The organism is Acidicapsa dinghuensis, from assembly GCF_025685685.1.
Lineage (GTDB): Bacteria > Acidobacteriota > Terriglobia > Terriglobales > Acidobacteriaceae > Acidicapsa > Acidicapsa dinghuensis.
The window spans coordinates 539,170-565,047 of record NZ_JAGSYH010000004.1; the positions used below are offsets into that span (position 1 = coordinate 539,170).

The window sequence follows — 25,878 nt, forward strand, 5'->3', positions numbered from 1 at the left end:
GCGATTGTCAAAGCATTGTCATTCTCCTGTTTATAAGGAATGATGGCGCGCAATAGACGCCTAGAATTAGGCAGCGGCCACCGCCGCAAAGTGCGGACATCTGGGCTGCTTGAAATGAGTGAAAAGACAAGATGAAGATTGTTGCGACGACGACGGCGTTTCCACCGCATTACTTCACGCAGAGTGAAGTGCTAACAGCGCTGAAGACCTATTGGGACAAAGGCCTGGAGAATGCCGCAGTGCTGGAGAGGTTACACTCGCGGACGGGCGTGGAAGGACGCTATTTCAGCAGACCGCTCGAGGAGTATTACGCACTCGACACCTGGGGTAAGACAAACGATGTGTGGATTGAGACAGCGATGAATCTGGGCGAGCAGGCGCTTGGAACGCTGTTGCGCGAAAGCGGCGTACCGGCTGAAAAGATTGGCTCGATCTTTACTGTTTCCGTCACAGGGATTGCCTGCCCGTCGATTGAAGCGCGGTTGATCAACCGAATGAAGCTCCCACTGCATATCAAGCGCGTGCCGATCTTTGGGCTGGGGTGTGTGGCCGGCGCTTCGGGGCTTGCGCGTACGGCGGATTACGTAAGGGCGTATCCGAATCAGGCCGCCATTCTATTAAGTGTGGAGTTGTGTTCGCTGACGTGGCAGCGGGACAACATCTCAATGCCGAACCTGATCTCGTCGGGACTGTTTGGCGATGGATGTGGAGCAGCGCTCGTGGCCGGGGCTGATCTTGCCGCAGACCTAGGATTAGAAGGACCGCGCGTAGTGGCAAGTGAGGCGACGTTTTATCCGGACTCGCAGGATGTGATGGGCTGGGAGATTTCGGAGAAGGGATTTGGCATTGTGCTGTCGGCAGATGTGCCGACGGTGGTGAAGCAGAACGTGGGGAAAGATGTGGACCGGTTTCTGGGTTCAAACGGCCTAACGTGCGGCGATATTGGGTGCTGGATCATGCACACGGGTGGTCCGAAGGTGCTGGAGGCGAATGCGGAAGCTCTCGGGCTGGAGCGCGAGGATTTTGCGCTGAGCTGGGATGCTCTACGGCGCGCGGGCAATCTTTCATCGGCATCGGTGCTGATGGTGCTGAATGATGTGATGCGGGAGCATCGTCCGAAGCCGGGGACGAATAGCGTGCTTATGGCAATGGGACCGGGGTTTTGTTCTGAGATGTTGCTTTTGAAGTGGTGATGAAAACTACGAGGGTGGATTTGAGCGGTATTACAACAGATGTGCTGATAATTGGGGGCGGCCCCGCAGGATTGACGGCAGCGTTGGCGCTACGGAAGCGTGGCGTGAAAGTGACGGTGGCAGATGCGCGCAAACCTCCGATCGATAAGGCATGCGGCGAAGGCATCATGCCGGACTCGCTGCGTGAACTGGCAACTCTGGGCGTAGACCTGACACCGGAAGATGGTGCGCCATTTCAGGGGATTCGGTTTGTGAATCATGGCAGCGAGCCGGGAACGATGCGTATTCGCGGAATGGCTACAGCGGAGTTCCCAGAGGATAAGCGTTTCCCGAGCAATGTTGGTGTGGGCCTGCATCGGCTGCGATTGCACGAGAAGCTGGTAAATGCCGCGGAGGGCGCCGGCGTGGAACTGCGCTGGCAGACGCAGGCACAACTGAAGCGCGACGGGCATGTGATAGCGCATGGCTGCCAAGCAAAGTATGGATGGCTGATCGGGGCTGATGGCCAAAGCTCACCGGTGCGAGCGTGGGCGGATCTGGATCGCGGACGCATACTGACGCAGCGGTTTGGGTTCCGGCAGCATTTTCGCGTAAAGCCATGGAGCCCGTACGTAGAGGTGCACTGGGGACGCATGGGGCAGGCTTATGTAACACCGGTCGCCGAGAACGAAGTATGCGTGGCGGTGATGACGCGACATCCCCGGTTGCGCCTTGGCGCAATTTTGGAGGATCTACCGATCCTACGGGAAAGACTGGCCGGCGGATTGGAGATGCCGCTGGATGCTCTGGATGCGGAGCGGGGCGCGCTGACGACTACGCGGCGATTGCGGCAAGTAGCGCGCGGACGAGTGGCGCTGGTGGGCGATGCTTCGGGGTCGGCGGATGCCATTACCGGCGAAGGTATGGGGATGGGTTTTCGGCAAGGGTTGCTGCTGGCTGAGTGCATCGGAGACTGGGATCGCGGCGGCATGGCGCGGTATAACCAGTTGCATCCGAAGATACTGCAGCTACCGCAGACGATGGCGCGCATTATGCTGCTGATGGACCGTTGGGAGGGTTTTCGGGATCGCGCCATTGCAGTGCTGGGAGAAAAACCCGGACTCTTTGCGCGCATGCTCGGCGTCCATCTTGGTGTTGAGGCGATGCCACGTTTTCTGGCTGCGAAAGGGTTTGAGGTGGCTTGGAGACTGGCTTCTATACGGACCGACGATGATGGCTATGGCAAGGAAGCTCTTGCGGCAAAGTTTTGAAAGGCTCCATGAAGACTAAGAGAACGATGATGCGGGCGGAGCGATTGAAAGCGTGGCTTATCGTGGTGACGGCTATGCTGACCGCCGTACCAGTGATTTGTTCCGGGCAGGGTACGGCGAAGCAGTTGCATCTGCATCTTGACCCGACTGCGACTACAGTACAGTTCACGCTTAAAGATACGATTCATACGGTTCATGGCACGTTTCACATGCACGCTGGGGACGTGTACTTCGATCCGAAGACGGGCGAAGCGCATGGAAAGATTGAGGTGGATGCAACTTCTGGAGAGAGCGGGAATGATACGCGCGATGGGAAGATGAAGCGCGAATATCTGGAAGTGGGGCAGTTTCCAGTTGCGATGTTTGAGCCGCACCTGGTCACAGGCAGCACCGGGGTGGCTTTTGACGAGAAGTTTGGAACCCAGACGATTTCTGTGAGCGGAAACTTTACGCTGCACGGGGCGAGCCACGCGATGGTCATGCAATTTCTGGTGCAGCACGACGGACAGCAGGCTATGGCCACGACGCACTTTCTGATTCCGTACGTGGCCTGGGGAATCAAGGACCCGAGCTTTGCGGTTGTACGGGTGGAAAAGGAAGTAGGGATAGATGTGAAGGCGAAGGGGACGCTGACCAGCGAGTAGCGTTCCCCCGGACTTAGCGCAGTGTTGCCAGTGCAGGGTAGACTTTGCGCCAGTGTTCATAGCCCGAGGCGTATGCCGCCAGCCATGCTGGATCTGGCTGGACAGTTTCGGCTACGGTGATGCCGGCGGCGCAGGCTGCGTCGAGATCCGGCCAGGCTCCGGCGCCAACTCCTGCCATCAGGGCTGCTCCAAAAGCTCCGCCTTCTTCGGCAGTGAGGATTTCTACCGCGTGGCCATAGACGCCGGCCTGGATTTTGCGCCAGAGGGGGCCGCGTGCGCCGCCGCCGCCGAGGCGAATGCCGCTGACGGGGATGCCGAGGCCGTCGAAGAGATGGAAGGTGTCTTTGAGCGAATACGCTACACCTTCAAGGACAGAGCGAACGAAGTGTCCGGCGGTGTGGATGGTGGAGATGCCAGTGAAGGCGGCGCGGACTGTGGGATCAAGGTGTGGAGTGCGTTCGCCGAGTAAGTAGGGCGCCCATTCGAGTGAGTCGCTGCCGGGCGCGATTGCGGACGCAGCGGCGGTGAGCTGGTCGTAGTCCTGCCCTGTGAAGAAGGTTTCGCGGAGCCAGCGGAGGCTGAGTCCAGCGGATTGAGTGACACCCATGACGTGCCAGCGGCCGGGAACGGCGTGGCAGAAGGTGTGCAGGCGGCCTTTGGGGTCTTTGACAGGGCTGGCTGTGGCCGCGAAGACAACGCCGGAGGTGCCGATCGTGGCTGAGACCGATCCGGGCTGCAGGATGCCCATGCCGACGGCTCCCGCACCCTGATCACCCGCGCCTGCGACGACAGGTGTTCCGATGGCGAGGCCGGTTAGCGTTGCTGCTTCGGCTGAGATCTGAGCGCAAACATCGGGCGACTCGAAGACTTCGGGAAGCCAGCTTTCGGGGATGCCTGAAGCAGCGGCGACCTCGGAGGACCAGCGGCGATGCGTGACGTCGAGCAGCAACGTGCCGCTGGCTTCCTGAACGTCGATCGCGTAGGCGCCGGTTAGGCGGAAGCGGACGTAATCCTTGGGACAGAGAATGTGTGCGGTGCGGGCAAAGATTTCGGGTTCGTGTTCTTTGACCCAAAGCAGTTTTGTCAGCGTGAAGTTGGGCAGCGCTGGGTTGCAGGTTAGCTCGATTAGACGGTCGTAGCCGATGGTTTCTGTGAGCCAGTCGCACTGAGGCTGAGTGCGGGTGTCGCACCAGATGAGCGAGGGGCGAAGGACGACGCCATCTTTGTCAAGCAGAACGGCACCGTGCATCTGGCCGGTGAGGCCTACGCCCGCGATGGGCTGGCGTGGTTCGGGAGCGGCTGCGATAGCGGCACGGATGGCGACGAGGGCGGCACGCCACCAATCTTCTGGATCCTGCTCAGCCCAGCCGGGGTGCGGCGTGCGGAATGGTGCGTGTTCTTCGGATGCGGAGCTGATGACTCTTCCCTTCTCATCGACAAGCACCGCACGGGTGCCTCCGGTGCCTACGTCCATTCCGAGAAACCACATGCCAGCCGCCTTTCGTAAATCGGTTTTCTAGAACCTGATGAAGATGCGGGGAAAGGATAGCAGCTTTAACTGTCTGCGCGGAAGGAGTCAGACCAGATGATCTGGTCGAAGAGGTTGCGCAGCTTTGCGCCGCGGCTTGGATGGATGCTTTCGACGAAGACAATGCGACCAAGCATGTGGGCTCTGAAATCGGAGACTTGATCGCGATTCTGACTGGCGGGGTCGAGCCGGATGCAGTTGGTGAGGATTGCTTTGAGTGTGTCGAATTCGCGGCGGGGTGTGTTGAGCCGTTGATTAACGATGAGACCGGCGAGTTGCTGGCGCGTGGACCGGCGCTGGATTCGCGTCTTGCGGTAGTTGGCGCAGAAGCCTTCTTCGAGCAGAATTGCGCCAACGTGGTCTGCAAACCGGTTGACAGAGCGTTCGAAGACTTCCCCTCCGGAAAAAGCCAGATCATCGGCATAGCGCGTATAGACGGCCCCACTGGCCGCCGCGAGACCTTGAAGGCGGCAGTCGAGCCGATATGCGCAGATGTTGGCGAGTGCGGGCGAAGTGGGTGCTCCCTGCGGAAGATGGGTGCGAAGATACATGCTCCTGATGTCCGCGTCGCGAGACTTGTCTTCTTGAGCAATTTCAAGCTTCTTCAGGACGTGTTCAGGCACCGCGTTGCAGCAGAGATTTGCCAGTGCATCCGCAACCGGCTCAGGGTAGCCGGCGGTGCGGAAGAATGCGGCAACGCGAGATGCGGTGATTGAGGGGAAGAAGTTTTCGATATCCATGCGCAGGACGATGCGCTGGTCGACATGTGGTGAGGCGAAGGTGCGGATCGATCGGCCACGGATGAATCCATGAGCGGCGGGGTGCGACGGGATCCCATTGAGGATGTCGCGCAGGATCTGGCGCTGCAGGAGCTTGAGGTGTTGCTTGGGAGATTCGATAAGGCGTGAAGCTCCGGATCGCTTGCGCACTGCTGAATAGTAGTAGTGATGAAGTCTGGCTGCGCTGGGTCTGACGGTGAGTTGCTTGCTGTCGGCTAACCAATCGAGTTCCGTGGGCGTGAGGCGGAGACGCGCACTTAGATCGCCCGTTGTGAGGATGGGCGGTATGGACCAAGCCTCCGCCGCCTCAGAGGGACGCATGACTGGCTGCGGCCAGCTTTCTATTGCTGAAACGTTGGCCTTGCGGGATGACACACGTAGCCGCTGGAAACCGGGATCGTTGAGCAGGAATTGAATGACTTCGCGGCGACGCGGATGAGACCGCTTTGCGAAGGCTTCAAGATAGCGGCGAGAGATTCCGGGTAATCCGCGATGGCCGGCTGTCTGCCGGACGCGCTCGATGATGCTGCCGATCTCTTGCGGACCGGCGAGCATGGCGCGGGCAACAATTGAGGCGAGAAACTGCTTGGTCATTGCTATCAGCGGACCGGCTCCAACGAGTCTAACCTGTCGTGGCAAGTTGGGCGCATGCGCGCCCTGTGATGACACGAGTTGCAATGCCAGTAGAGACGATGCTCCGGGGTAACCCCGGAGAGGCGAAATCGAACTTGCGTTCCTATTGCGCCGGAGCTTGGAGCCGCGCCGCCGATGTCAGCGATCATACCTCAACGGAAATCCTTGAATCGCGTTTGCGTTGGCAGTGCGGATATTCCTGCTCCCTCCGGCAGCTAACGAGAGATCGTTCCCAACCGATGAATCAGGTGAGTTGTCACTTCGATGTGGCTAACACTCCCTCGGGAAAACACTCTCGAATTTAAGGATCATGTTCGGTGCAAGCGATTATCAGCGAAGAAAGTATCGAGAGAGCCAACGTCCTGTTCTGGGGGCAAATGCTGGCCATGGAGATGGAGCGAATTCCGTGGACCGCGGATGATGAAGGCGCGCATAGGTGCATTGGCAAAGAACATCTGGTGGGCCGATGCGGGCTGAGCGGCCAATGGAATGGATCGATTGAGGTGCGTCTCTCCGGGAATCTGGCACGCGCTGCCACTGCAGCTATGCTGATGCTACCGGCAGAGACCGTTGATCCGGCAGATATGCTGGACGCCGTCCGCGAGATCACGAACATGATTGCAGGCGCAGTTAAATCGGCTTTGCCTCGTCCCTGTCTTATGACGATACCGGAAGCTCGGATTGAAGACGACGATTTCTGCGTGATTCCCCGAACACCCGACACGATGAACGTCTTTCTGCGCCACGATGCCGGTGAGATGCTAGTTCAGGTTCGAGAGAAGCTGCAGAATTCCGAAGCAATGTCTGCCGGATATGCATTGGAAACGCAGAAGAGCCCTGGTGCGACCCAGGGCTCTTCATCACCTTGAAGTATCAATATCTTGGAACATCTGGCAATTTATGAGAGGTAGCTGAATGGCGTCTCGCGCATGCGCGGATGCAGCGGTTGCGGCTCAAGACCGGCGGTTGAAGAGTTCATAACTTCTTCAAAGGTCTTGCGGAAGATCGCCATCTCTTCTCTGGAGCCGACGGTGATGCGGACGCTGGTGGGCCATGCTGGCCAGATGCGGCCGATGTAAACGTCCTTGGCGGCCATAGCGGCAAGCACTTCCTTGCCCGGGCGCTTTACGTCGAGCATGAAGCAGTTACTGTCGGACGGCGTAACGTGATAACCCTTGCTCTTGAGCCAGTTGAGATTCTCAGTGCGGATCTCGCCGATGAGTTTTTTGCGGGTTGGCACCAGCTCCGGATCTTCCAAACTGGCCTTGGCGGCGGCCATGGCTGTGATCGGCAGCGAGTTCTGACCGCCGAGTGACGGAAGCTTGTTAATCAGGTCTGGACGGCCTATGACGAAGCCCATGCGGATACCGGCCATACCGTAGAGCTTGGAGAACGTACGCAGGATGATGACATCCTTGCCCTCTTTCACCATATGCAGGCAGCTGGGCGTATCGGAAAAATGGATGTAGGCTTCGTCGATCAGGACGATGGTGCCTTTTGGTACGCCCGCGACCAGTTGATCAATCTCCTCCTTAGGCGTAACTGTGCCGGTAGGATTGTTGGGGTTGCAAACGTAGATAACACCCGGAGTTGGAGACGCCGCAAGCATGGCCTTTATGTCGTGGCTTGCCGCACCCTGAGGATCGGCCAGCGGCACCTTGATGACCTCGGCACCGGAAGCCTTGGCGGCCCACATGGGGGCTTCGTAACCAGGATCTGCAATCACCAATGGTTTGCTGGCTGAGGTGTAAGCCAGGACCGTGTAGTGCAGGGGTTCTGTAGAGCCGGCATAGGCATTGACGGATTCTGGATCAAGTCCCTGCATCTTGGCGAAGGTCTCCTCCAACTCCGTCTGCATGGAGAATTCGTAGCGGCCTCCCTTGGGAAGGATGTTGGCCATGGCAGCACGTGCACCTTCCGAGGGTCCTAGCGGGTTCTCGTTCGCATCGATGTGAATGCCTTTGTTGGGGTCGGCGAATTTGGGCCGATCGGCGTAGGCCAGACGAGCCTCAGTAAACATCGGAATAGAAGCAACGGCGGAGGTGGCTGCGGCGAGGCGAAGGAAGGAACGGCGAGAGACGCCGCTACAGTCAACGAGATCAGTGGGAGTGGGCATAGATGTGGCTCCTGGATGTATTCGGTGAGGAATGACGCCGGAGAGGCGCGGCAATGCTGTCGAAACAGCCATGCGAGACGGAGAGATTGTGCCCCATACCTCAAGGTATCGCCGGACATTGTGGAAGACAAGGAAGAAATTGGGAAAGACCACGCCAGACTGAATCACGTCATGTTAGGCTTGGTTCGGTAAACGATTTCTCAAATGTTTCTCCAATCGAATCCGGCGTTTTCGCGTTTTCGGGCTGGGAGAGAATTGACGCTATGGACAGTGCGAGAAGTTTACCGGAAAACCTCGCATTTTCCTTGACAGGTATTGAGGTAAACCCATTTACTAAGGTTCGCGCCTCCAGAACGTCCCCGTTGTTCCGGAATCGTACGACCTATTGCAGGTGACAGAATGCTCGGTTTAACTGCCGTCTCAAACAATCCAGCAGGATTTGCTTTCCCAAGTACGGACGCATTGGCGCTCAAGACCGGAGGAGTGCCGTCGCTGGCGCATCTTGGACCGCTCGACATTACGGTCATTGCCATCTACTTCGCGATGGTGATTTGGATCGGTTTCTATTTGAAGAAGCGCGCGAACACCAGTGAAGAGTTCTTCATGGCTGGGCGCGAGATGACGGCGTGGATCGCGGGATTGAGCTTTGTCTCGGCAAACCTGGGATCGCTGGAGTTGATGGGATGGGCGGGGTCTGCCTATCAATACGGAATTTTGGCGGCGCACTGGTACTGGATCGGCGCTATTCCGGCCATGCTCTTTCTCGGCATGGTGATGATGCCGTTTTATTACGTGTGCAAAACGCACTCGGTGCCGGGATATCTGAAGCTGCGGTTCGGACAGGGATCGAGCACTGTCGCGGCTGTCTCCTTTGCGTTCATGACGGTGCTGATGAGCGGCGTGAACATGTTCTCGATGGCGAAGGTGATGGAGATTGTTCTGGGGTGGAACCTGACCTTCTCCATCGTTGTGTCATCGCTGTCTGTGGCAGCATACGTAGCACTGGGTGGTTTGCGATCTGCGATCTTCAATGAGGTGTTGCAGTTTGTGCTGATCTGGGGCGGCGCGCTGCTGGTACCGATTCTTGGACTGTGGGAGACAGGCGGCTGGACGGGATTGAAGGCACGCATTGCGACGAATATTCAGCAGCAGCTGATTCCCGCCGGTGACTACACGCATATGTGGCGCAGCATGGGCCACTTTGCGGATAACCCGATGGGCGTGCATTGGACCGGCATCGTCTTTGGCCTGGGATTTGCGATCAGCTTCGGTTACTGGACCACGGACTTTCTGGTGGTGCAGCGCGTGCTTGCGGCGAACAGTCTGCGATCAGCGCGGCTGGCTCCGGTGATTGGATCGTTCTTCAAGATGGCAGTACCGTTCATCGTCATACTGCCGGGCCTGCTGGGACTGGTGGTGCTTCAGAATCCCGATGGAACCCACATGCTGTTGCACGGCGAAAACTATGTTGCGGCGCATGCGGGGCAGGGACTGCACAGCTACAACGATGTGCTGCCGCTGATGATGGTGCGCTATCTTGGGCCTGGACTACTGGGACTTGGCATTACGGCGCTGATCGCAGGATTCATGAGCGGCATGGCAGGCAATGTGAGCGCCTTCTCCGCGGTGTGGACATACGACCTCTATCAGCCGCACATCGTGAAAAAGGCAAGCGATCAGCATTATGTGGCGGTGGGCAGATGGGCGACGATTCTCGGCGTGATCATCTCGATTGTCGCGGCTTACTCGGTACAGAATGCACCGGGCATTATGGATTATGTGCAGGCGCTGTTTAGCTTCTTTATTGCTCCACTGTTGGGTGCGGTACTGCTTGGTATGTTCTGGACGCGAGGAACGAAAGAGGGTGGATTCTGGGGTTTGTTGATAGGCACGCTGACATCGGTGGGCTTATTTCTGTGGGTTCATTTTGATCCCTCAGCACTGCGCTATGTCGCGTTATCACCCGATGCGAAAGACATGGCCGAGAATATGTATCGCGCGTTGTGGTCTTTTGGCGTAACGGCAATTGTTACGGTTGTAGTAAGCCTAGCAACGCGGCCTAAGGCTATTGCGGAACTCGATGGGCTGGTCTATGGAGCAACCAAGCTGCCCAAGGAAGAACCGGTACCGTTCTACAAAAATGAATGGTTCTGGACGAGTATAGCTATCGTGATCTTCCTGGTGCTGCAAGTGATTTTCTGGTAAGGAGCAGGCGATGCATACCGGCGCTGAAGGCGAAATCTCAATCTGGTTTTTTATCGGCGTGCTGTTGACGGCTTACGGCGCGATCATCCTGTGCTACGGGATCTGGGAGTGGGCAACGAACAATATGGCCAACGTGGTTCTGAACCAGCTGCACGCGCCTGTGTGGTGGGGTGCTTTAATGCTGCTGCTGGGACTGTTCTATGCCGTACGTTTCAGGCCCGGCAGGTAGGATGAAACTCTCAGCAGGCGGTGTGTCCGGTATCCTCATGATGCACTCCACCAATTGATTTGAATTCATGCGCGCAATATAACCTCGCGCTTACAACAAGGAGCAATGGCAATGGCTGCACAACGAACGATGACTTACGGAGTAGTGGTGGGGAATCGCGGATTCTTCCCCGATCACCTGGCGAAGACGGGCCGCGAAGAGATGATAGCGGCGATCGAAGCCTCTGGCGATAAAGCCATTGTTCTTACGGAGCAAGAATCGAAGTTTGGAGCGGTAGAGACATTCGCGGAAGCCAAGCGCTGCGCGGAATTGTTTAACAAGCATGCGGCAGAGATTGATGGCCTCATTGTGACACTGCCGAACTTTGGCGATGAGCGCGGCGTGGCTGATGCGCTGCGTCTCTCTGGGCTAAAGGTTCCGGTGCTGGTGCAGGCGACGCCGGACCGCGCCGATGCGATGACGATTGCAACGCGGCGCGACAGTTTCTGCGGCAAGATGAGCGCGTGCAATAACCTGATGCAGTATGGCATTCCCTACTCGCTGACGACACTGCACACAGAGGCGCCGACTTCGCCGGAGTTCAAGGCTGATCTTGAGTGGTTTGGAGCGGTCTGCCGCATTGTGAAGGGATTGAAGAATCTGCGCATCGGATCGATCGGCGCGCGGCCGCAGGCGTTCAATACTGTTCGCTACTCGGAGCGCATTCTGGAGACCAGCGGCATTTCGGTGATTCCGATTGATCTTTCAGAGATTCTGGGACGCATCAACAAAATGGGCGATATGGACGATGCGGCGCAGGGCAAGCTGGCGGCGATCAAGAGTTACGTGACGACTTCGGGTATTCCGGAGGCGGCGCTTTTAAAGATGGCCAAGCTGGGCGCGGTGATTGACGGCTGGATGAAAGAAGTGGAAGCAACGATCTCAGCGGTGCAGTGCTGGACTTCGCTGGAAGAATATTTCGGCGTGGTGCCGTGCACGATCATGAGCATGATGTCGAACGATCTCATTCCTTCGGCCTGTGAAGTGGATGTGCCCGGAACGCTGAGCATGTACATGCTTGCGCTGGCGTCGGGCACGCCGTCCGCACTACTGGACTGGAACAACAACTACGGCAACAATCCGGACAAGTGCGTGTGCTTCCACTGCTCGAATCTGCCGAAGCACTTCTTCCAGGATGTGAAGATGGATTACCAAGAGATCATTGCCGGAACAGTGGGCAAGGACAACACATTCGGCACCTGCGTAGGGCGTGTAAAAGCTGGGGCGATGAGCTATGCGCGCTTCTCGACAGATGACCGGCGCGGCGTGATTCGCGGCTATACGGGGCCGGGCAAATTCACTGACGATCCGCTGTTTACCTTTGGCGGCGCGGGTGTTGCGGAGATTCCGAAGCTGCAGAAACTGCTGAAACATATCTGCCGCGAGGGTTTTGAGCATCATGTGGCGGCGAACTTCAGTGATGTTTCAAAGGCTGTACATGAGGCGGCGACGCGATATTTGGGATGGGAGAGCTACTACCACCCGGAGTTGGAAGACTAAATCGAGACAAAGAAGCAGAGAGGCGCTGGCGATGTTTGCCAGCGCTTTTTATTTTTGCCCCTAGTAAACCGTTTCCGTAAGTGCGGGCGCGGTTGGTACATTGGTAGTGCTTTGAAAAGGAAAGGGTGCGATGGGGGCAAGAATCAGTAAGAGCCTGGTGGTGAACGGAACAACGCTGGTGACACAAGAGGCGTGGAACGCGGAGTTAGAAGCGAAGCACAACCAGGTGGTCGAGTGGCTGCGGGGCGAAGGACTGGATGGGCTGCTGCTGAAGCGCAACGAGAATATTGCGTGGCTCACGGGCGGCGCCGTTGAGCTGCGTGTGCTGACGCCGAGTGAAACGGGCGTGGCTGCGATTCTGGTTACGGCTGAGGGCAGGCGTTACTACTTCACAACGGCGAATGAAGCTCCGCGGCTGCATGATGAAGAGTTTGGCGCGCTAGATTTTGAGCCGGTGATTTTTCCCTGGTATGACAACGATACTGACCAGCAGGCACTGGAGCTTGCGCGTGGGCAAGTAGCTTGCGATGTGCCCGGTACGGGTTTTGCGCATGCGCATGTTTATCCCCTGCGAGCATCACTGCAGCCGACCGAGATTGCGCGATTTCGTTGGCTTGGGCAGCAGACCTCAGATGCGGTGACGAAGGTGTTAAAGCAGCTGAAGCCGGGTATCACCGAGTACGAAATGGAGGGTCACGTCGCGGAGGAACTATTGAGCCGCGGCATTCTGCCCTCGGTATATCTGATGGCCGTAGACGAGCGCATTGTGAAATACAAACATGCGGTCGCTCGCGGAAAGAAGCTTGAGAAGTACGGCATGATCAATCTTTGTGCGCGCAAGTGGGGGCTTACGGTTTCCATTACGCGGTTTGCACACTTCGGTGCGGTGCCGGAGGATTTGCAGCAGAAGTTTCATGCATCTGCGCAGGTGAATGCGGCGTTGCTGGACGCGACGCGTGTGGGCGTGACTTCAGCACAGCTCTTCAAAGTAGCGGCGGATGCGTACGCGCACGAGGGCTTTGCCGGAGACGAGCAGCTGCATCACCAGGGCGGGGCGACGGGCTACTGGGAGCGTGAGTGGGTTGCGACACCCACGGGCAGTGAGCAAGTCGTGAACAACCAGGTCTTTGCGTGGAACCCGAGTGTGCGCGGCGGCAAGGTGGAAGACACAGCGCTGCTGACGGATGGCAAGATCGAGGTGCTTACATTGACACCGGAATTGCCTGCCCTTGCATCGAGCGCGAATGGGAACAGCTATCCAGCTACGGGTGTATTGATTCTGTAGGTTTGTGTACTGAGCGTAGGCTTCGTACTAGCGTGTATGGGCTGGCAGCAGCGTCATTCTCATAGTGAGCACTACGAGGGCTGACCACAGCAGGTCGGCGCCGAGCAGATGGACTACCTGCATCCAGATCGGAGCCAACAGGTAGACATCGAGCGCGCCGAGCACGTACTGCAACACGAGCAGACCGACAACAAGCGCCGAAAGACCACGGTTATCCCATGGGCCACTGCGCCGCACAGCACGGATAAGTAGCCAGATGAGGAAAATACTGGCAAGGATTGCAATGGTGGGATGGGTCCATCGCCAGCGCAGCAGCCAGTTGCTCTTCTCCGCAAAATCCTGCTTCAGTGACTCGCTCAGGGAGGTTGCGGGAAAGAGCGTGTCGCCGAGAGCAGCCAGCGATCCTGTTACACCTACGATCATGATGGACAGCATGCCGATTGTGGTGCCGACGGGCGCTGTGATGTGCACATCGCGCCAGCGATAACCTATGCGGCGGCCGAGAAAATGGGCGGTTGCCGCGAGTGTGGCGACAAGCAGGAGGGTATTTGAAAGATGCAGCGCTTCAAACGGTGGGCGCAGCGGCGAGCGGCTTCCTGCTGTGAGGCCTAGCTTGACGAGGAGCGCGCCGAGTATGGCTTCCGTGACGGTGAGGAAAAGGGCAGAGCCTGCGGCCCATCGCGCGAGATGGCCCTGCACGGTGCGACGCCATGTCCAGATGAGCAGGCCTACGATGAAGATGAGATCGAGGCCGGCGGTGATGCGATGCGTGAATTCAATGATGGTCTGCAGAGTCGGCGACTGCTGGATGACGGTGCCATTGCAGAGCGGCCAGTGATCGCCGCAGCCCGCACCTGAGCCGGTGGCGCGAACGATGGTTCCCCAGAGGATGGTCGCAATGAAGTAGGCCAGCACTCCCCACGCAAAACGGCGCAGCGCTGCCGATGGCATACGGTCGGAGATGCGAATGGCTGCAATGGTCATGGATTATGCGGCTCCCGCACCTCTCAAGTTTAGATCACGGTAGCTGAGACTGTGTGGCAGCTAGTGAGATGATTCGGCCATCAGCCGGTATACGTGATTCACCATGATGAGGTCTTCTTCCGGTGGGATGACTCGGACTGTTACAGATGAATCATCGGGAGAGATCGTAACGTCGCCGCGCGCGCTGTTGCGTTGCGCGTCGAGAACAATGCCGAAACATTCGAGGCCGGAGCAAATTTCGGCTCTCGAATCCGAATCGTTGACGCCGATGCCTCCGGTGAAGACGAGCATGTCGAGGCCACCGAGAACGGCGATGTAAGCTCCGATGAACTTGCGGATGGTGTAGGTAAACTGATCGACGGCGAGCCGCGCGTCTGCATTGCCAGCGACGATCGCCTTGCGAAGATCGCGCATATCGTTGGTGGTCTTGCTTACACCGAGAAGGCCGGCCTGTTTACTGACCGCGTCTTCAAGCTCATCGGCTGCGTGCTTGCCGTCGTCGGATGCTTTCAGAAGTTCGCGCAGAATGAAGAGGAGAACTCCGGGATCGATATCTCCTGTGCGTGTACCGGAGATGATGCCGCCGGTGGGAGTAAGACCCATGGATGTGTCGATGGACTGGCCATCACGAATTGCGGCGATGGAGGCACCGTTGCCGAGATGAGCGACAATGAGCCGCGATGGCACGCTGGGCTTGAGCTGCTCGATGATCGATTCATACGAGATGCCGTGAGCACCAAAGCGCTGCACGCCCATCTCTGTATATTTAGCCGGGACCGGAAGCCGTCGCGTGACTTCCGGCAGATTGCGATGGAAGTAGCTGTCGAGACAGATAAAGTTGGGCACCTCCGGAAAGAGTTTCAACGTTTCGCGGATGATGAAGAGCGCAACCGGGTTGTGCAACGGAGCGAAGTGAACATAACGCTCCAGCTCTTCGATCAGCTCTGGGCTGACACGCTGATTCTCGGTAATGGTGGGACCGCCACATACGACGCGATGCCCGATGGCTGCGGGATGAGGCCATGTCTGCTCACCCCCTGAATGCTTCTCCGCGGATAGCAAGGCGTCTTCTACGAGCTTGAAAGCTGAGGCGAGATCGGGAACATGAGATGACTGGTCAACGATCTTTCTGTCATTTGGATCTTTGATCCAGAATTTGCCCTCTTTCTCGCCGCTTCCAATTCCGTCAACTGCTCCTTCCATCAACTTGCGCCGTGCACTCTCTCCGGACTCGTACATGGAGAACTTGATAGAAGAGGAGCCGCTGTTCAGAACCAGTACGGGAAGACCGGGCATAGAGAGTCCTTGCAACAAATCGTTAGATGCAGCTATCGGAACGACCACTTCCAGTCGCGAATTTCAGGGAGATCCTCTCCGTATTCAGCGACGTAGAGGCGGTGCTTCTGAATGCGCTCATAGTAGGTTTCGCTTGCATTTTCAGCTGTCGCTGCCAGGCGCGGAATACGCTTGATGGCGTCAAGCGTGAGCTGATAGCGATCAATATTATTGCGCACGCACATATCGAATGGAGTGGTTGTGGTGCCTTCTTCCTTGTATCCGCGCACGTGGATATTGTCATGGCCATGGCGTCGATAGGTGAGGCTGTGAATGCCCCAGGGATACCCATGGAACGCAAAAATGATGGGCTTATCCGTTGTGAAGGCCAGATCAAACTCTTCATCGCTCAGACCATGCGGATGCTCGGAGCTTGGCTGCAATGTCATGAGATCAACAACATTGACGACGCGAACCTTGATGCCAGGAACGTCAGCACGCAGTTGCATTGCTGCGGCCAGGGTTTCCTGCGTCGGAACATCACCACAGCAGGCCATCACGACATCGGGCTCGCCTTCGTCAGATGCCCAATTCCAGATGCCGAGACCGGCAATGCAGTGCTGAACTGCTTCATCCATGGTGAGCCACTGCGGCTCAGGCTGCTTGCCGGCGACGATGAGATTGATGTAGTTACGGCTGCGCAAGCAGTGGTCGGCAACCGACAAGAGTGTGTTGGCGTCGGGCGGCAAGTAGATACGGACAATGTCTGATTTCTTGTTTAAGAGATGATCAATGAAACCGGGGTCTTGATGTGAGAATCCGTTATGATCCTGACGCCAGACGTGGGAGCTTAAGAGATAGTTGAGCGATGCGATCGGCTTGCGCCAGGGAATTTCACGCGTGACTTTAAGCCACTTTGCATGCTGGTTGACCATGGAATCGACGATGTGGATGAAGGCTTCGTAGCAGGAGAAAAAGCCGTGACGGCCTGTGAGCAGATAGCCTTCGAGCCATCCCTGGCAGAGATGTTCGCTGAGAACTTCCATGACGCGGCCGGTTGGCGAAAGCAGTTCATCGACAGGAAGCGTCTCGGCCATCCATGCTTTGCCTACACCTTCTTCAACGGCCTGCAGACGATTCGAGGCCGTCTCATCGGGACCAAATACACGGAAGTTTTTCTCGGCGAGATTGGCTTCCATTGTGCTGTGCAACAGCTCACCGAGCACGCGCGTGGATTCGATGAGCTTATCGCCACGACTGGTGGGATTGACTGGAACTTTGAAATCGCGAAAGCTGGGTACAACCAGCGGTTTTAGCAGCAGGCCGCCATTGGCATGCGGATTCATGCCCATGCGATGGCGACCCTTGGGCGCAATATCAGCGAACTCTGTTTGGAAGCGGCCTTTTTCATCGAAAAGCTCCTGCGGCTTATAGGAGCGCATCCATTCTTCCAGCAGGCGCAGGTGATCGGGTTTCTCGAAGAGCTCCGCGAATGGTACCTGATGCGCGCGCCAAGTGCCTTCTACAGGCTTGCCGTCGACGGTCTTGGGACCGGTCCATCCCTTGGGCGTTTTGAAGATGAGCATGGGCCAGCGCGGACGCTCGGTATTGCCCTCTTCGCGCGCGGCCTTCTGAATCGCGGCGATGCGATCGAGCATAGTGTCGAGCACCTGGGCCATCTGCTCGTGCATGGTGTGCGGTTCGTGCCCCTCCAACGTGAAGGGCTCATAGCCGTAGCCACGCATCAGGTCTTCGAGCTCGGCGTGCGGAATGCGCGCGAGGATCGTGGGGTTGGCGATCTTGTATCCGTTGAGGTGCAGGATGGGTAGCACCGCGCCATCGGTGGCGGGATTGAGGAATTTGTTAGAGTGCCAGCTTGTTGCAAGAGGGCCGGTTTCCGATTCACCATCGCCGACGATGCAGGTGACGATCAAATCAGGATTGTCGAGTGCGGCTCCATAAGCATGCACGAGCGAATAGCCTAGCTCGCCGCCCTCATGGATGGAGCCAGGCGTTTCCGGAGCAACGTGGCTGGGAATGCCGAGCGGCCAACTGAACTGACGGAAAAGGCGTTTGATGCCGTCCGCATTTTGCTCGACGGCGGGGTAAAGCTCGGTGTAGGAGCCCTCAAGATAAGTGTTAGCAACGATGCCGGGGCCACCATGACCAGGACCGATGATGTACATCATGTTGAGATTGCGTTCGCAGATGGCGCGATTGAGGTGCACATAGATGAAATTGAGGCCGGGTGTGGTTCCCCAGTGGCCGAGCAGACGCGGCTTCACATCATCGAGCGTGAGTGGCTTCCGCAGCAGCGGATTGTCTTTGAGATAGATCTGGCCTACGGAGAGGTAGTTGGCTGCCCGCCAATAGGCGTCCATTTTGTTCAGCAGCTCCGGGCTCAGTAGCTGCCGCGGGGCCTGGGTCGGAACTTCAACATTGGAATTGGTTTCATTGGTCACACGCCACCTCGCCGGACAGAAAGATGTTGGAGGATCCCAGCCTTGTCTGTTCAAGCAGATGCTAACAGTGTTGCATTAAAGGTTTGTGTGATTACGCTCACATCGAGTCTAGCCACAAGACCGATAGACAGTTCGCTGTGTTCTCGCGGGGCTGCGGTTGGGCTTCAGCCGAACATTCTGCCGACAGGGCATTTCCAGGATTCTCAAGCCTATGATTCTTAAGCGCGGCGTAAGTTTCGTTTTTCCCAAATCTTGGCGTCGATGAGAAAGCGAAACCAGAAAGTCTGAAGCACCCAGAAGATAAAGCCTTCCGTACCGTCAAGGAAGCCCAGCTTGAAGATGAAGCGATATGCGAAGAGAGCAAATGGGCGAACAAAGAGCGGCAGCTTGTTGTATTTTTCTCGCAACGCTCGTTTGCGCTGTGCTGGATTGCCCTTTGCGTCGGCAACCAGACGACCGGCTTCCTGCCTTGCATCCAGCTCCGCTACTTCGCCGTCAGCCCAACGATTGTGCCGGGCTGTCCATTCGGAAAGGCTCATGGCTATGTCGTCAACCATGACCCCGCGCAATTGGCCTGTTGAGCCGGACAGCAACATGAAGTGCTGATCATACTTGCGATCTTCGCATCGGCCGACTCCTGTCCGGAACAAACGAAGATGCCAAGTGGGGCTTATGCCGCCGTGACGCAGGACTCGGCCGAGGAACTTTACATACCGCGGTACAAAATATCCGGCGTGTTCGGGATTGTCGGGGAGTTCGCGTATGGCCGCTATTAATTCCGCGTCCATTACTTCATCAGCATCGAGGTGAAGCTGAAACGAATTGGTGATCGACAGATTATCAATTGCCCAGTTGCGTTGCGCTCCGTAGTTCTCGAAGGCATGTTGTACCACTCTTGCGCCGCAGGACTCGGCGAGCGCGACTGTGCCGTCGGAACTGAAAGAGTCGACAACGAATACTTCGTCGGAGACCTCTCGAGCTTTGGCCAGCGTGGCGCCCAGCGTTTCTTCAGAATTAAATGAAAGTACGATGACAGATGGACGCATATAACTTCGATGGTATTCGATACGGCAGATTTATCCGGCGCAGAGAGTGGCCAGACCATGCTGAGATGAGAACGCAGGTAATGTTCTACTTCGTCATGAAATAGCGCTTTAACTTCAGGATGCGTGATTCGAATCCGTACCACAGGATAGTTGCCGCAACCGTTGCGACTACGATGCGGAGGCCAAGGATGATGAGGTTTCCGGTGATGCCCATGTGGTCAAGCCGCGCATCGAATGAGCCGAAGTATACGAAGACCAAAATGTGTGTCATGTACATGCCGTAGCTGATCTGGCCGTAATATGCGAGTGGGCCGCGACGAAATACAAGGGCCAGAGGATTGCGCGCTCCTGTACCGCCGATGGCAAGAAGCACGACGCCGGTAAACGCCAATGCCAGAGCTGAATCGAGGAAAGATGTTCCTCCGGCATACGTCGCGGCGAGCGCAATACCTGCAACGCTGGCGATGACGCCGATCCAGAGCCATGTACGACGAGTGAAACGCAGGCTGTAGATGCCGAGCGCAAGCAGGCTGCCCATGGCGATGCCGTCAAGATGAATCAGTGTGTGCGTCGGATTGAGCCAGTGCGCGTGACTGAACCGTATGAGAGGAGAGATAACGACGAGAGAAAGCAAAAGGATGGGCAGGAGCCAACGTCCTATGCGGCCTTTACTGATGCGGACAATTGGAGCCCAGAGGAAGTAATACTGCTCTTCTATCGCCAGCGACCATGTAGGACCCAGAGTGCCGGGAAGCGGTGTGTGGCGCAAATTTTGCAGGAAGAGCGCGTAGGCGACGAGTGTCTTCCAGTGGGTTTGGTTGGCGAGCTTGTCGCCGAGGAACCAGTCCGGGATGGAGTAGCAGAGGATCAGCAACAGAATGTAAACAGGCCAGATACGCAGAGCGCGACGGGCGTAGAAGTTGCGAAAGTAATGCGGTTTGTCGCGGGCCTCGATCAGGATTGAGGTGATGAGGAAGCCGGATAGAACAAAAAAGAGATTGACGCCGGCCCATCCCCAGAGAGAGGCGTAATAGAACGGCGTACCTGTGAGCAGCGGATGGTTGTGGTAAATGACCACACCCAACACGGCGATACCTCGCAGGCCCTGCAGTTCTGGAATGTAGGATGGCAGCCACGCGGGACGCTGCACCTGAGGCGATGTAGTGGTCTCGGGCGCAGCGCCTAGTTCCGGATTGTGAAGCGGACGTTGAACGGCGATCTGGGACATGCTGTGGGAAAACGGGCGCTACCCCGCAGCAAGCTCCTTAGCCCGCTGCGTGGCGCGCATAACTGCTTTGATGAGAGTAACGCGCAATCCGCCTTCTTCGAGCTCAAGAATACCGTCGATTGTGCAACCGGCGGGGGTGGTTACGGCGTCCTTGAGAAGGGCGGGGTGGTAACCGGTATCGAGGACCATCTTGGCTGCGCCGAGAGTGGTTTGAGCCGCCAGCAGGGTGGCTGTGTCGCGCGGGAGACCGACTTTCACGCCAGCTTCTGCTAATGATTCGAGAATGATGTAGATAAAAGCCGGGCCGGAGGCGGAAAGGCCGGTGACCGCGTCCATGTGCTTCTCGTCGACGGTAACGGTGCGGCCGACTGTCTCGAAGATACGGCGGGCGAGTTCCATCTGCTCGTCTGTAACGTAACGGCCACGGCAGAGGCCGGAGATGCCAGCGCCGAGCGCCGAGGGAGTGTTAGGCATGGCGCGGATGACGGGGATGTCGATACCTGCCGCCTCCTCGATGGCAGCGGTTTTTACCGACGCGGCAAAAGAAACAATCGTCTTCTTCTTTGTCAGCGCGGGACGGATCTGCGCAATAAGATCCGGTACCTGGAATGGCTTGACGCCGAGGAGGATAAGGTCGGCATCGCGGGTGGCGGCCAGGTTATCGGTCGAGACATCGACTCCCCACTGCGTGGAGAGAGCCATGGCCTTTTCCTCGTGAGCCACGGTGGCGTGAATCTGGTCGGTAGCGAAGAGATTCTGCTTGAGGAATGCCTGGAGAAGAATGCCGCCCATTTTGCCTGTGCCGAGCACGGCAATGCGCACATTGGGCAATTGCGCGGGGATTTCTTGAGGTACGACTGGGATTTCTGACACGATCGGTTCCTTTTCGCTCATTCCGGCGCGTTGCAGATGGAGATAACACCGGTGCGTTCTATTCAGGATACCTTCTGTGGCGCGTTGATTCAGACTCGAAGGAAAGAGGTCAGGCAAGTTCTTGCGGACGATATGGCCATTCGCGACGACGGCGGGCACGGATCATGTAGATTACGGTTCCGCTGGCAGCGATAGCGGCGGCAGCACCGAGTTCCAGCAGGGGATTGGGCCGGTAGATGAGGATGAAGAAGAATCCAGCCATGGCTGCCAATGGCGGCAGCGGATAGAGCGGAATGCGGAAGGGCCGCTTTAGGTTGGGTTGGGTACGGCGAAGCCAGAGGACACCGGCCTGCTGGAGCAGGAACTGCAGCAAGATGCGAATAACGACCAGCAGCGCAATGACCTGACTGAGCGAGAAGAAGCAGAAGATGGTAGCCACCCCGGCGAGCGCCAGCAACGACCGATGGGGGAATCCATGGCGGGGATGCAGCGCGGCGAGCTTGCCGAAATAATTGCCATCGCGGGCGGCTGCGTATGGCACGCGAGAGTAACCGAGTAAAAGCGAGAAGACGGAAGCGAAGGCGCTCCAGAGGATAAGCGCTGCGAGGATCTGGCCTGCGGTGCGTCCAAAGGCGGATTGGGCGATTTCGGCGACGAGAGCGAGACGGCCGTGTGCATCGCCTTTCAGTGCAAGCGGAGAACTGCTGCCCATGGCGGGCAACACGGCTAGGTTCATCGCGACATAGAACGCTGCGACGATAAGGATAGAGATGAGGATTGCACGGGGAATGGTCTTCTCCGGGCGCTTCACTTCTGAGCCCAGGAAGCAGATGTTGTAGTAGCCCCAATAGTCGTAACAGGTGATGAGCGTGGCCTGCGCCAGGGCTGGCAGCAATCCGGCAGAAGGCCATGCGGCAAGGTGCGAGAGATGCCAAGCGCCCGCCTGCATGCGGCTGCCCGTGACCGCTCCGGAGACGATGACTCCAATCAGCGTGAGCAGAACACCTCCGAAGAGAATCCATGCGGTTTTAGCGATGGATGTCAGGTTGCGATAGAGGAGTGCAGTAACGAAAACGCACGTGGCGGCTGCTATGAAGTTGGTTCCATGCAGAAAGGGCAATGCCGCAATCGGCTGCGCGGCCAGGGATGGAAAGAGAAACGCCAGAAAAGTCGCGAGACCGATACATCCAGAGGCGATGGAGAGCGGAGCGGAGAAGCTGAGTTGCCAGACGTAGAGGAACGAAACCCAGCGGCCTGCGCCCTTGGGTCCATAAATGTTGCTGAGAAATGCGTATGATCCACCGGCCTGCGGAAACATGGCGCCGAGTTCAGCGCAGACCAGGCCGTCGCATACAGCGATTGCCGCACCGAGCAGCCACGCCCAGATGGCGTAGCGGCTGCCTGCAGCAACGATGACCAGGGGCAGCGTGAGGAAGGGGCCAACGCCGATCATGTCCATCATGTTGAGGACGACGGCTGAGGACAGGCCAATGCGCCGGGACAAGCCGAAGTCATGTCCGCCCTGGTCACGCATGGTGAGGACCGGCTTGTGCGAGTCTGGCTGGGAATTCATATTTTGAGAGATGCAATAAGTCCACAAGCCGGCTCACACGCTGCAGGACTGCCCGGATTGTACACTGACAGGAAGCATGGGCTTTCCTACCGTCACCAAACAGCTTGCCTCGTGGCTGGCCATGGCCAGTCTGCTTTCCGTTTACGCGCCTGCTCAACAGTCGCCGGCCACGCCTCACACTGCCGCAGATCATGAGCCGACGCCGATTGCACTGCCTCTCGCGGAAGATCGCGGAGCAGCGGCTCTGGAGCAGAGCCTGAAGCGGCTGAGCACTTGGGCCAGCGTGATGGATATCGTGGCGCATCCCGATGACGAAGACGGAGCGATGCTGACGTATGAGAGCCGCGGGCAGGGTGTGCGTGCTTCGCTGATGACGCTGACGCGCGGCGAGGGTGGGCAAAATGCGATGGGTACGGATGATTACGATGCGCTGGGGCTGATTCGCACCAATGAGCTGCTACGTGCCGACGAGTTCTATGGAGTGAAGCAGTACTTCGGGACGGAAGCCGATTTTGGGTTTTCAAAGACGCAGGAAGAGTCTTTTGAGCGCTGGGGTCATGAACGCGTGCTGTGCGATACGGTGCTGGCCGTGCGCGAAGAGCGGCCGCTAGTTCTGGTTTCGACGTTTGTCGGTGGCATCACGGACGGACACGGACAGCATCAGGTATCGGGTGAGGTGAGCCAAGAGGCATATCTCGATGCAGGTAATCCGAAGGTGTGCCCGGAGCAGATTGCCGCAGGATTGAAGCCGTGGTCGCCTCGCAAGGTGTATGCGCGGGCGCCTTTTGCGCCAGTGACGGACAAGGGAATGTTCGACTACGCCACCGGCAAGTGGGCTCCGGCAAAGTTCTACAACTACGTGACGAAGCAGTGGACGACGACAGCGCCATCTGCCGACGTCAGCATTCCTTCGGGCAAGCTTGATCCGGTGCTTGGACGCAGCTATGTCCAGATATCGCGCGAGGGGTGGGGCGAACAGAAGTCTCAGTATGGTGGCGCGAATCCAACGCTCTCTGGCGGCGGTGGGTCAGAGTATCACCGCTATGGCTCGCGTGTGGCTGAAAAAGGCGGCGAAGAGAGCAGCTATTTTGAAGGCATTCCAACCGGAATCGAGGGAATGACGTCGCTCGTATCTGGCCCCGCTCCAACGTGGCTCGCTAGTGGGCTGAAGACAATTGCAGAAGATGTGGAACGAGCCAGCCGGGAGTACAAGCCGGAACAGCCGGATGCAATTGCGCCTGTATTGAAGGCTGGATATGAGGCGACCAAGGCGCTTGATGATCGCGTTGCGTCCAGTGAACTGAAAGACCTGGAGAAATATGACCTTGCGTTTGAGCTGAGCATCAAGATGCAGCAGTTTCAGGCTGCGCTGGGCAACGCTCTCGGTCTCGACCTGCAGGCATTTACTACGCGTGGCGGAAGCGGCGTGGAAGAGACGCCGCGTAGCGTGGTTCCGGGGCAGCAGATTCAGGTGGTGATTCACACGGGCAATGGGTTTGGAAAAGCGAAACTGAGACGGGTTTGGCTTGGGGACGAATTGGATGGGGCAAGCGGAGAGCCATGGAAGTCGCAGCCCGTGGAGAATCCCGGCGCAGACCAGGTGGTGAAGGCCACGGTGCCGGAAGATGCGAAGCCTACGGAGCCGTATTTCTCCCGGCCAACGATTGAGCAGCCTTATTACGATGTAGCGAATGCGGCATATCGTGATCAGCCGTTTTCTCCTTATCCATTAGCTGCATGGGCTGAGTTCGACTACGAAGGCGTACCGGTTCGATTGAGTGAGGTGGTGCAGACGATGCGCCGCGAGCCAGGCCGTGGCGGCATTTTCGAACCGCTTGTGATTACTCCTGAAGTTGGGGTAATTGTCGAGCCAGCTGAGCGTATTCTGCCGCTGGATGGCAGCGCTCTTCCCGTGCGCGTGACCGTACATACCGAACGCGCGGCATCAGGTACGGTACGGTTGACCTTGCCAGCGGGATGGATGGCCACTCCAGAAGAAGCGACCTTCAAGCGCAGTTCTGCGGGAGACAGTGAGCCGTCACTGTTTCAGGTAAAGCCGTCGGACGCGTCTAAAGCTCCCGATGGTGAGATCAATATTCAGGCAGAGGCGCGGATCGACGGTCACGCATTTACGAGCGGATGGCGCACGGTTGGCTACCCAGGATTGCGGCCCTATAACCTGTATCGTAAAGCGGAGATGAAGACGCGCGCTGTCGACGTGAAGCTGGCTCCAGGACTTCGTGTTGGATACATCATGGGGACGGGCGATATGGTGCCGCAAGCTATTGAAGGGCTCGGCATTACACCGCATCTGCTTTCTGCCAGCGAAGTGACGTCGGGCGATCTTTCAGCTTACGACGTGATTATGGTTGGCATTCGCGCTTACTCGGTGCGGCCGGAGCTGGCAGCGGCGCAGACCCGGCTGAACGCGTGGGTTGAGAATGGCGGAACTCTCGTCGTGCAGTATCAGAGCAACACCTTCCCTGCCCCATTTGCTTTGCAGATGGGCCGCACACCGGAACGGGTGGTTGAGGAAGATGCACCCGTCAAGATTCTGGATGCAAGTGACACGCAGCTCAGCTGGCCAAACCAGATAACGGCGCATGATTTCGATGGATGGGTGGAAGAGCGTGGACACTCTTTCCTTGATACCTGGGATCCGGCGTATACCGCATTGACCGAAACCGCAGATCATGGGCAGAATCCGCAGCATGGCGGCTGGCTGGTTGCGCATCCAGGCAAGGGCACATACGTATATATCTCCTACGCAATTTACCGGCAACTGCCTGAGCTTGTTCCAGGAGCTTATCGCATCCTCGCGAATCTATTGAGCGCGCCAAAAGCGCCCCGATAAGACAACAGCACCCAGAACATATAGCTGATTTGCCCGGCAAGCTGAAAAACCAGTGCACTTATTTACATCCCCGTAACACTCACGGCGCCACCATCTTTAATAGACGGTAAATTCATATAGCTGCAACATGGCCTTGCTTCAGGTTCGTTAAATATTCACACAACTCTGGAATTCTCGAAAAG

19 protein-coding genes are annotated in these 25,878 nt (G+C 57.4%); 9 read left to right on the forward strand and 10 right to left on the reverse strand.

Going from position 1 to position 25,878, the window contains the following annotated elements:
* The first annotated feature begins 131 nt into the window (after positions 1–131).
* The 3 genes from OHL22_RS13120 to OHL22_RS13130 are packed head-to-tail and all read left to right on the forward strand — an operon-like array spanning position 132 to position 3,087.
* Positions 132–1,193 (forward strand): type III polyketide synthase, encoded by a 1,062-nt coding sequence (locus OHL22_RS13120; protein ID WP_263337976.1) that lies wholly within the window; start codon positions 132–134, stop codon positions 1,191–1,193.
* Positions 1,193–2,443, forward strand: coding sequence for an NAD(P)/FAD-dependent oxidoreductase (locus OHL22_RS13125; RefSeq protein ID WP_263337978.1), 1,251 nt, complete (start codon positions 1,193–1,195; stop codon positions 2,441–2,443). Before OHL22_RS13120 ends, OHL22_RS13125 begins: the two co-directional genes overlap by 1 nt.
* Positions 2,444–2,451: 8 nt before the next feature.
* A complete protein-coding gene (locus OHL22_RS13130; RefSeq protein ID WP_263337981.1) occupies positions 2,452–3,087 on the forward strand; it encodes a YceI family protein in 636 nt (211 codons plus the stop codon).
* A 13-nt stretch (positions 3,088–3,100) separates the two neighbouring features.
* Here OHL22_RS13130 and xylB read toward each other — a convergent pair whose 3' ends face one another.
* Positions 3,101–4,576: a xylulokinase gene (xylB, locus tag OHL22_RS13135; RefSeq protein ID WP_263337984.1), complete on the reverse strand. Its 1,476-nt coding sequence runs from the start codon at positions 4,574–4,576 to the stop codon at positions 3,101–3,103.
* 65 nt (positions 4,577–4,641) lie between these two features.
* A complete protein-coding gene (locus tag OHL22_RS13140) occupies positions 4,642–5,988 on the reverse strand; it encodes a reverse transcriptase family protein (RefSeq protein ID WP_263337985.1) in 1,347 nt (448 codons plus the stop codon).
* 356 nt (positions 5,989–6,344) lie between these two features.
* Between OHL22_RS13140 and OHL22_RS13145 the strand changes: the two genes are divergently transcribed.
* Positions 6,345–6,896 carry a chemotaxis protein CheX gene (locus tag OHL22_RS13145; RefSeq protein ID WP_263337987.1) on the forward strand — a complete coding sequence of 184 codons (552 nt, stop codon included), beginning with the start codon at positions 6,345–6,347 and terminating at the stop codon, positions 6,894–6,896.
* A gap of 29 nt (positions 6,897–6,925) precedes the next feature.
* On the opposite strand, the gene OHL22_RS13150 is transcribed toward OHL22_RS13145, so the two are convergent.
* Positions 6,926–8,143, reverse strand: a complete 1,218-nt coding sequence (locus OHL22_RS13150; RefSeq protein WP_263337989.1) for a pyridoxal phosphate-dependent aminotransferase — start codon at positions 8,141–8,143, stop codon at positions 6,926–6,928.
* A 399-nt stretch (positions 8,144–8,542) separates the two neighbouring features.
* On the opposite strand from OHL22_RS13150, the gene OHL22_RS13155 reads away from it, so the two are divergent.
* The 4 genes from OHL22_RS13155 to OHL22_RS13170 all read left to right on the forward strand — a co-directional run bounded on the left by OHL22_RS13155 (position 8,543) and on the right by OHL22_RS13170 (position 13,401).
* Positions 8,543–10,348 carry a sodium:solute symporter family protein gene (locus OHL22_RS13155; protein ID WP_263337992.1) on the forward strand — a complete coding sequence of 602 codons (1,806 nt, stop codon included), beginning with the start codon at positions 8,543–8,545 and terminating at the stop codon, positions 10,346–10,348.
* 10 nt (positions 10,349–10,358) lie between these two features.
* A complete protein-coding gene (locus OHL22_RS13160) occupies positions 10,359–10,577 on the forward strand; it encodes a hypothetical protein (protein WP_263337995.1) in 219 nt (72 codons plus the stop codon).
* Positions 10,578–10,688: 111 nt separating this feature from the next.
* A complete protein-coding gene (locus OHL22_RS13165) occupies positions 10,689–12,116 on the forward strand; it encodes an L-fucose/L-arabinose isomerase family protein (protein WP_263337997.1) in 1,428 nt (475 codons plus the stop codon).
* A gap of 130 nt (positions 12,117–12,246) precedes the next feature.
* Positions 12,247–13,401: a M24 family metallopeptidase gene (locus OHL22_RS13170; protein WP_263338000.1), complete on the forward strand. Its 1,155-nt coding sequence runs from the start codon at positions 12,247–12,249 to the stop codon at positions 13,399–13,401.
* A 27-nt stretch (positions 13,402–13,428) separates the two neighbouring features.
* Here the strand turns inward: OHL22_RS13170 and OHL22_RS13175 are convergent, their stop codons facing one another.
* The 7 genes from OHL22_RS13175 to OHL22_RS13205 form a co-directional block, all read right to left on the reverse strand.
* Positions 13,429–14,385 (reverse strand): COX15/CtaA family protein, encoded by a 957-nt coding sequence (locus OHL22_RS13175; RefSeq protein WP_263338002.1) that lies wholly within the window; start codon positions 14,383–14,385, stop codon positions 13,429–13,431.
* Positions 14,386–14,445: 60 nt separating this feature from the next.
* Complete coding sequence (locus tag OHL22_RS13180; RefSeq protein ID WP_263338004.1) at positions 14,446–15,681, reverse strand: acetate/propionate family kinase; 1,236 nt, start codon at positions 15,679–15,681, stop codon at positions 14,446–14,448.
* Between the two features lie 32 nt (positions 15,682–15,713).
* Entirely contained in the window at positions 15,714–18,122 is a 2,409-nt protein-coding gene (locus tag OHL22_RS13185) for a phosphoketolase family protein (RefSeq protein ID WP_263338006.1), read from the reverse strand.
* 218 nt (positions 18,123–18,340) lie between these two features.
* The gene (locus tag OHL22_RS13190; protein WP_263338007.1) at positions 18,341–19,168 is read right to left on the reverse strand and encodes a glycosyltransferase family 2 protein; all 828 of its coding nucleotides are present in this window, start codon (positions 19,166–19,168) and stop codon (positions 18,341–18,343) included.
* An 85-nt stretch (positions 19,169–19,253) separates the two neighbouring features.
* On the reverse strand, positions 19,254–20,396 hold the full coding sequence (locus OHL22_RS13195; protein ID WP_263338009.1) for an acyltransferase family protein: 1,143 nt from the start codon (positions 20,394–20,396) through the stop codon (positions 19,254–19,256).
* Between the two features lie 18 nt (positions 20,397–20,414).
* A complete protein-coding gene (proC, locus tag OHL22_RS13200; RefSeq protein WP_263338012.1) occupies positions 20,415–21,290 on the reverse strand; it encodes a pyrroline-5-carboxylate reductase in 876 nt (291 codons plus the stop codon).
* A gap of 88 nt (positions 21,291–21,378) precedes the next feature.
* Complete coding sequence (locus OHL22_RS13205; protein WP_263338015.1) at positions 21,379–22,842, reverse strand: APC family permease; 1,464 nt, start codon at positions 22,840–22,842, stop codon at positions 21,379–21,381.
* 76 nt (positions 22,843–22,918) lie between these two features.
* On the opposite strand from OHL22_RS13205, the gene OHL22_RS13210 reads away from it, so the two are divergent.
* On the forward strand, positions 22,919–25,696 hold the full coding sequence (locus tag OHL22_RS13210) for a PIG-L family deacetylase (protein ID WP_263338017.1): 2,778 nt from the start codon (positions 22,919–22,921) through the stop codon (positions 25,694–25,696).
* Positions 25,697–25,878 lie beyond the last annotated feature (182 nt).